Annotated in this window: 9 protein-coding genes; all 9 read right to left on the bottom strand. The window is 65.4% G+C overall.

Annotated elements, in window-relative coordinates:
- Positions 1 to 115: 115 nt before the first annotated feature.
- Positions 116 to 736 carry a regulatory protein GemA gene (locus OD750_RS06865; protein ID WP_263543514.1) on the bottom strand — a complete coding sequence of 207 codons (621 nt, stop codon included), beginning with the start codon at positions 734 to 736 and terminating at the stop codon, positions 116 to 118.
- A gap of 2 nt (positions 737 to 738) precedes the next feature.
- Positions 739 to 1,353 (bottom strand): DUF3164 family protein, encoded by a 615-nt coding sequence (locus OD750_RS06860; protein WP_263543513.1) that lies wholly within the window; start codon positions 1,351 to 1,353, stop codon positions 739 to 741.
- A gap of 110 nt (positions 1,354 to 1,463) precedes the next feature.
- Positions 1,464 to 1,772, bottom strand: a complete 309-nt coding sequence (locus tag OD750_RS06855) for a hypothetical protein (RefSeq protein WP_263543512.1) — start codon at positions 1,770 to 1,772, stop codon at positions 1,464 to 1,466.
- Between the two features lie 16 nt (positions 1,773 to 1,788).
- Positions 1,789 to 2,112: a helix-turn-helix domain-containing protein gene (locus OD750_RS06850; RefSeq protein ID WP_263543511.1), complete on the bottom strand. Its 324-nt coding sequence runs from the start codon at positions 2,110 to 2,112 to the stop codon at positions 1,789 to 1,791.
- The gene (locus tag OD750_RS06845; protein ID WP_263543510.1) at positions 2,088 to 2,441 is read right to left on the bottom strand and encodes a hypothetical protein; all 354 of its coding nucleotides are present in this window, start codon (positions 2,439 to 2,441) and stop codon (positions 2,088 to 2,090) included. Before OD750_RS06845 ends, OD750_RS06850 begins: the two co-directional genes overlap by 25 nt.
- Before the next feature lie 3 nt (positions 2,442 to 2,444).
- Complete coding sequence (locus OD750_RS06840) at positions 2,445 to 3,188, bottom strand: AAA family ATPase (protein WP_263543509.1); 744 nt, start codon at positions 3,186 to 3,188, stop codon at positions 2,445 to 2,447.
- Positions 3,185 to 5,461, bottom strand: a complete 2,277-nt coding sequence (locus tag OD750_RS06835) for a Mu transposase C-terminal domain-containing protein (protein WP_263543535.1) — start codon at positions 5,459 to 5,461, stop codon at positions 3,185 to 3,187. The genes OD750_RS06840 and OD750_RS06835 overlap by 4 nt, the downstream gene beginning before the upstream one ends.
- A gap of 14 nt (positions 5,462 to 5,475) precedes the next feature.
- Positions 5,476 to 5,910: a hypothetical protein gene (locus OD750_RS06830; protein WP_263543508.1), complete on the bottom strand. Its 435-nt coding sequence runs from the start codon at positions 5,908 to 5,910 to the stop codon at positions 5,476 to 5,478.
- A 31-nt stretch (positions 5,911 to 5,941) separates the two neighbouring features.
- Positions 5,942 to 6,199: a DNA-binding protein gene (locus tag OD750_RS06825; RefSeq protein WP_263543507.1), complete on the bottom strand. Its 258-nt coding sequence runs from the start codon at positions 6,197 to 6,199 to the stop codon at positions 5,942 to 5,944.
- Positions 6,200 to 6,316 lie beyond the last annotated feature (117 nt).

Below are 6,316 nucleotides of genomic sequence, written 5' to 3'. Positions count from 1 at the left end.
CACACCGCCCGACCCAATGCCGGTTCTAACTCGGCGACGAGCGCCGCGAAGCGCTTGCCGTCGCCTTCAATGAAGCCGGCTTCGATCGGGAACTCGTTGTCGCAACACGGACACGTCACGCGCATTGCTGCGCTCCTGCGTCGCCACACGCGGTTACCTGCGTGGCGAGGTATTCGGCGACCAGCCGCAGCGACGGTCGGTGCCGGCGCCAATTCGGGCGCAACGGCGACAGCAGTTCGACGATGCGTTCCGGCGCCCAATCGAGCTCGCGCAACGACGCGTCGATCGCGGCGTTCAGATCGCGCTTTTCCTTCTCCGCGTGCAGCGCGGCGATGATCGCCGCAAGCTGCATTTCGTCACGGACCCACGCGAGCTTCGCGATGCCGTGCATGCGCAGCGCTATCGCATCCGCGTAGGCCCACGACAGCTTCATATCGGCCAGCAATGCTTCAACCTTCGCGATGCCGTCGGGCATCTGCGGCACGTCGAAGTTGTGCGGCTTGCCGGCGTGCTTTCGGCCGGCGCCGAGCCGGCGCAGCTCGTCGAGTACCGCGCGGCGCTGCCGCGCGTTCATCTCACCGCTGCTGCGCAGCGCCGGGCCGTGCTCGGCCGACACGCGCGCGAGCATTGCCCGATACGTCGTGTCGTCCATCCCAAGTTGACGCCGGCCCGCATGGATCGCCGCGATTTCCCGGCGGCGTTGCTCGTGCGTGCGGCTGTAGACGGCTTTCCCCATGGTCAGACCGCCGTGATATCGAGGCCGATCGGCTGGTACTGGCCGTTCGCGTCGCGCTCGTACACGCGCACGTAGGCTTTCGAGCCGACAACCTGCACGGCATCGCCGATCGCCTGCATCGCGCGCAGCCAGCGTTCATCGGTGATGTCCATGCGCCGCAGCGCAAGCACGTTGCCCGTTCGGATGTTGCCCGCCTGATCGACGCGGAACGCGTCGCTGATCAGCGTGCGCAATTCGCTGCGCGCGCCTTCGGTCCAGTCACGCAGGCATTCGTCAATCAGCGCCTTAGCCGCCTGCAAACGCTCGTCGAACACGATCGACTCGGCCATCGCGCGTTGGACGCGATAGCGGCCGTCGAACGACAGCAGCGAGACGTTGCCCTTGTTGCCGCCGAGGCGCACGCCGTACTCGGCCGCGCTCATGTCGACGAACGCGGCGATGTCGTCGAACGCCCGGCCTTTGAACTTCGCGAGCGTGTCGCTGACGACGCGCGCGGCGGCGACCAGTTCGTGCACGAGTTCATCGCGCGCGCGGTCGATCGATTTGATCTGGCTATCCGGGATGAGCCGGCCGCGCGCGTCCGTGCGGTAGCCGGCGGGAATCGTGTCATTGGTCATGCGTCGAATCCTTCGGTGTTTCGGGGGGGTCGTATGGGCGTTGAAGATCGGCGAGTACGTCGCGGTACCGCTCGCCGATCCATGGCGGCAGATCGTCTTCGTCCATCGCGTCAGCGACGGCCGGCGTAGGACGGGACGGGTTGCGTCGCGGCGCATTCGAGCTTGCAGCCGCCTTCCTCGGCGACCCACAGGCTCAGGCGGCGTCCGTCGACGTTGCGGGTGATGTAGTGCGAGCCCGGCACGTCGATCGGGCGCTCGACAGTGAGCACCGGGCGTTCGCCGTCGATCTCGACGGCGACGACGGTCGTGCGATTGCCGATGCGCGACAGCTCGGCGGCGACGAGGTCGAGCGCGGCATACATGCGCGCGTTGGCAGCGTTGGCGGTCGATGCCGCCGGGCGATTCGTGGTGAGGTTCATGAAGGCTCCTTGGGCGTCAGGCGACGCCGCGTTTGTGGTTACAGCCGGGGCAAGTGATCGACAGCTGCACGCGCAGCGGATTGGTCGAGGCGAAGGGTTGGCGCTGGTAGTCGAGGCAACGATCGCGGCGCAGATCGCCGATGACGGGACACTCCACGGTCATTCCCATCAGCGCGCCTTCAACGGCTTGTTGAACGCGCTTCGTGTCGCCTTGATAGCTGCCGTTGAGTACCTGACTGACGGTCGCGGCCGAGTAGCCGATGGTCTTTGCGACGGTCGCCTGCGATGTGGCTTGGCAGGCGATCCGCAGAATGCTTATCCAGTCGTCTTCGTTGTGCACAATGGGTGTTCCGTTTCCGTGTTGGGGTCGAACAGTGCTGTTCCTTTGCGGACCAGCGCGGGACATGCGGGGCCGCTGTTGCGAATCAGCCGGTAGCGCGCCTGCTCGTGCCGGGGTTCGTCGCCGCGCCGCTGCAACAGGTAGCCGGCGCGGCGCAACTGGCTGCAGAACGTCAACAGCGATTGGCGGTTGGTCAATTCACAGACGGCGAGCAGATCGCCGACCGTGAAGTCGCGAAGAATCCGCATTGCGTTCCACACGCGAGTCCGCTTGTCTTGCTTCGCCTGCAACCGGCGAATGAAGTAGCGATTGACGACCGGTCGCGGCATGGATCAGCGCACCGCCGAGATAGCCGGCCGCGTCTTCGGCGTCGGCGCCGAGCCGATAAAGAAGTCGCCGTGCGCCGGCCAGTCGAGCGCGGCGATGCGCTCCAGGCCACGCGAGCGAGCGAACTGTTCGATCCGCGCGAGGCCCACCACGATCAGGCGCACCGAGCCGTGCGTCGCGGTATGCAACTGACGCACGAGGTCGTCGGCGATCGGCACTTCGGCCAGTTCGCGGGCCAGGAGTTTGGCGTCTTCGAACGTCGACGGCGTGAAGTCGACCCACTGCGAGATGCGGCCGGTGAACTGCGGCCATTTCGTGAGCTTCCGGCGAATGCCGGCCATGCCGATCAGGATTACCGGCACCGTGGCGAGGTCGTGGATGTCGCGCAGCGTTTCGACGAGGCGCTTTTGATCAACGAGGTAATCGGCTTCGTCGATGAAGACGGGGCGTTGGGTTTCGGCCAGACGCTGCACGATCGCTTCGACCGTGCCGACGTTCGTCGGTCGGCGCAGGATGTTCAATTCCTTGCAGATCGCGTCGAGCAGGCTCGACGGCGTCGACGTCGCCAACGCACGCACGTAAACGCCGTTCATGCGCGTGATGAGCCACGCGGCGGCCGTCGTCTTGCCGTAGCCGGTTTCGCCTTCGATCAGGCCCATGCCCGGCATGCCGGCGGGACGCTCGACGAGTGCGGTGGCGGCTTCGGACAGCCGAGCGACATTGGAGATCGGAACGATTTTGCTTTTCACAGGTTTTCCCCTTGGGCGCGTGCCCGACGCAGACGGTCAAACGCGGCGCCGTCGGGCAACAAAACCGCGTAGTCATCGGAGAGTTGGAAGGCGGACGGCCCGAAGTCCTCGAACACGGACCAGCGGCCTTTGAACTCGGAACTGTCGATATGCCGGCGCAGGAATGCGCGCTCGATGTCGCTGCGCGGATCGTCGGCTTGCATCAGGATCGTCAGCGCGCGGCGGAAGCGATCCTCGGCCGTTTCGTCCTGCGCCTGATCGGCGCGCGCGACATCGCGCAGCGCTTCCAGATGCACTAGCGTCGTCGGGCCGATCGCATCGGTCGCCGGCACCGCGTCGAGCGCCTGCGCGGCATCGCGCGCGGCTTCGATCGCGGGCGTCAGGTGCGCAACGCTCGGCGTCGGGAACATCGCGACCTTGTTCGCCTCGCGCTGCTTGGCGTCGAGGATTTCGTACGCGATGTCCTGCACATTCGCCTTGCGCGCGATGCCCTTAAGCGCTTTGCGCTTCGCGGCGATTTCTTCCTGCTGCCGCGCCTTGGCGATGGCGGCGACTTCGGCACGCGACACGCCGAGGATTTCCGGACACTCGGCGACACAAACGAACGCGTCGTCGTGGTAGACCACGATCCGGCCGATATCACGCTCGTCATACATGACCTGCACGCGCTCGCCGACCAGGGCGCCGAGTTCGGGCGCCGCGTAGTAGTGGCCGTCGACACGTAGCCCCTTCTTCGTGACCGAGCGCGCGCCGTGGCCGTCGGGCGCTTCAGCCAAGAGCAGGTCAAGCGCACGTTCGTCGCTGATGCGGCGTACTTCGCCGCGCCACTGCGCCACGCGCTCAACCACACTTGCACCGTTCAAGCCGTGGCGCGGTTCGGTCGCGTAGATGTCGCGGCACCAGCGGTCGCAAAAGGTCTGCAACTCGGCGGCGGTCAGATTGATGTCGACCGTTTCGTTCTTCGTCAGCAGGCGTTCGGCAAACGACTTCGACGCACGCAGCGCCTGCGCCTCGGCGACGTTGTGGCCGGTGAAGCCCGGCAACAGTTCCAACACGTCATGGCTGAACGTGTGGAAGAACCGTTCGATATGCGGTTTCTGCCACGGACTGAACGGCGCCGACAGATTCACGTTCACGCCGAGCGCGGCGAACACGCGCTGCACGCGATGGCTGACGTAGTCCTGGCCGTTGTCGAGCTTCGCGGTTTCGAGCACGCCCCATTGCAGGATGGCGCGGCGGATCGCTTGGCAGACACCGGCCGAACTGCTGACCTTCGCGACGTAGAGCAGCGCGCGGCGGCTCCACACGTCGATAACACCAATGATCGTGTGACGGCCGTCGATCAGCATCACGTCGGCCGGCGTCGAATCGAACTCCCAACGCTGGTTCAACCGGTCGATGCCTTCGTCGGCGCTGCCGACGGCGAGCATGTGGCGGTTCTTCCACGCGTCGGGGTTGGCGATGGCGAGGAACGCTTGCGCGTTTTTGGCCTTCCACGAGGAAATGAAACGCTGCACCGTGCGCAAGTTCGGCAGTTCGGTATCGCTGTCGCCAAAGCGCGCGCGCAATCCGCGGTCGACGTGCTTGGCGTTGATGTGCGGACGCTCGACCAACATGCCGACGACGAATTCGAGCAGTTCGGGGCTGCTTTCGATGGTCCCGCTGCCGGCGCGATTGCCGTAGTTGCCCGCGAGCGCGGCGGCGCCCTGCGTGCGCAGTGCGCGGCGCCAGCGGCGCAGCGTCGGCGCCGAGATGTCTGCACCGATCACGTCACGAATACCGGCCGGAACGGCGAGTTCGCCGGTTCCATAGGCCGCGCAGAACGTGTCGATCGCCGCGCAAATTCCCATGCGGTGCGTCGCGGCGAACTGTTCGAGTTGCATCAGCAACAACAGCTTCGCGTCCATGCGGTCGCGCGACTTGCCGGACAGGCCGGCCGCTTTGGCGGCGCCGGCATCGACCTGACGCAAGCGTTGCTTCTCGTCGACGATGTCGGCGATAGCCGAGCGGCGCGCGAGCGATTGGCCGGCCGCGAATGCTTCGCTCGTGATTGTGTTCGCGGCCGACAGTGCTGACTGCCGGCGCAGTTCACGCTGTGTCTGCGCCGGCAGCGAGGTAATCGCGTAGCGCAAGCCGCCGCCTCGGCCGGCATTCGACCGGGACGACCAGCCTTCCCGCTTGGCAAGGCGGACGACCGCGCTATGTGTCTGTGGCATGCCAGCAAGGCCCGCGAGTTCGGCCGCGCTGTACCAAGCCTCGGGCGTAATGTTCATTGCGCCGTCGGCCATTAGCGCGACCTCCGCATCTGTTCCTTGATGGCGCGCTCTTGATCGGCCAGTTCCTGCTTTTGGCGTCCGATACGGCCTAATTCGGCGGCCAGGGCTTCGGCGCCGACGAGCAGGCGGCCACCACGGACACCGGCAAGCCACTTGGTCAGGTCGTGCGAGCCGCACGCGGTTTCGATCGCCGGCAATACCCACAGCGGCAGATTGAATTCCTCGCGAGACTCGGCCGCGTAGGCGTCCAACATGTATTTACTGACGTTGTGGCCCGTCAGCCGGCTCGCATCTGCTGCGATGGAATGGCGGTCGATCCCGGCGGTGCGGAACATTTCGCCGACGAGATGACTAAGCGTCGCGCGAAAGTCCATTGAACCGGGCAACGGCGCTGCCGCCTGGGGAACGGCGAACAGGTCGTGGGTAAGAGTGTCGCGGCGGCTCATAGAATCGCCCCGCTCGGCAGCATGGCGATGTTCATGCGTGCGCCCCGGCCTTCGTATTGCCGACGCAGGGGGCGGTGCTACCCTTGCTCGAAGCGTCCGACTGCTTCAATCCGAGGTCGACCGCGATTTGATGAGCGCGGCCGAAATTGGCTTTCAACTGGCCGTTGAGTACCCGGTAAACGTCGCGACGCGCGTACCCGCGATCCTGCGCCCACTGGGTGATGGTGATTCCCTGCGTGCGCAGCCTTTGCTTGATCTGCGCGGGCGTCAGGGTGGAAACGTTGTGCATGCTGGCTGGTTCCGTAGACGGTCTATAGGCGGTCTATCTACGGCCTAGATACTAGTCTTTATCTAGCGGATGTCAACCAAATATTGCGGTCAAGGTTGGCGACGCCCACACTTTTTG

Source organism: Tahibacter soli, assembly GCF_025717065.2.
Classification (GTDB): Bacteria; Pseudomonadota; Gammaproteobacteria; order Xanthomonadales; family Rhodanobacteraceae; genus Tahibacter; species Tahibacter soli.
Note: the sequence above shows the minus strand (reverse complement) of the source record. Positions and strands in the feature narration are given on the sequence as shown.

Bases quoted from the DNA above. Each gene is read 5' to 3' on its own strand.
- OD750_RS06860 (WP_263543513.1), bottom strand. From the start codon at position 1,353: ATGACCAATGACACGATTCCCGCCGGCTACCGCACGGACGCGCGCGGC.
- OD750_RS06835 (WP_263543535.1), bottom strand. From the start codon at position 5,461: ATGAACATTACGCCCGAGGCTTGGTACAGCGCGGCCGAACTCGCGGGC.
- OD750_RS06830 (WP_263543508.1), bottom strand. From the start codon at position 5,910: ATGAGCCGCCGCGACACTCTTACCCACGACCTGTTCGCCGTTCCCCAG.
- OD750_RS06825 (WP_263543507.1), bottom strand. From the start codon at position 6,199: ATGCACAACGTTTCCACCCTGACGCCCGCGCAGATCAAGCAAAGGCTG.
- OD750_RS06855 (WP_263543512.1), bottom strand. From the start codon at position 1,772: ATGAACCTCACCACGAATCGCCCGGCGGCATCGACCGCCAACGCTGCC.
- OD750_RS06865 (WP_263543514.1), bottom strand. From the start codon at position 736: ATGGGGAAAGCCGTCTACAGCCGCACGCACGAGCAACGCCGCCGGGAA.
- OD750_RS06845 (WP_263543510.1), bottom strand. From the start codon at position 2,441: ATGCCGCGACCGGTCGTCAATCGCTACTTCATTCGCCGGTTGCAGGCG.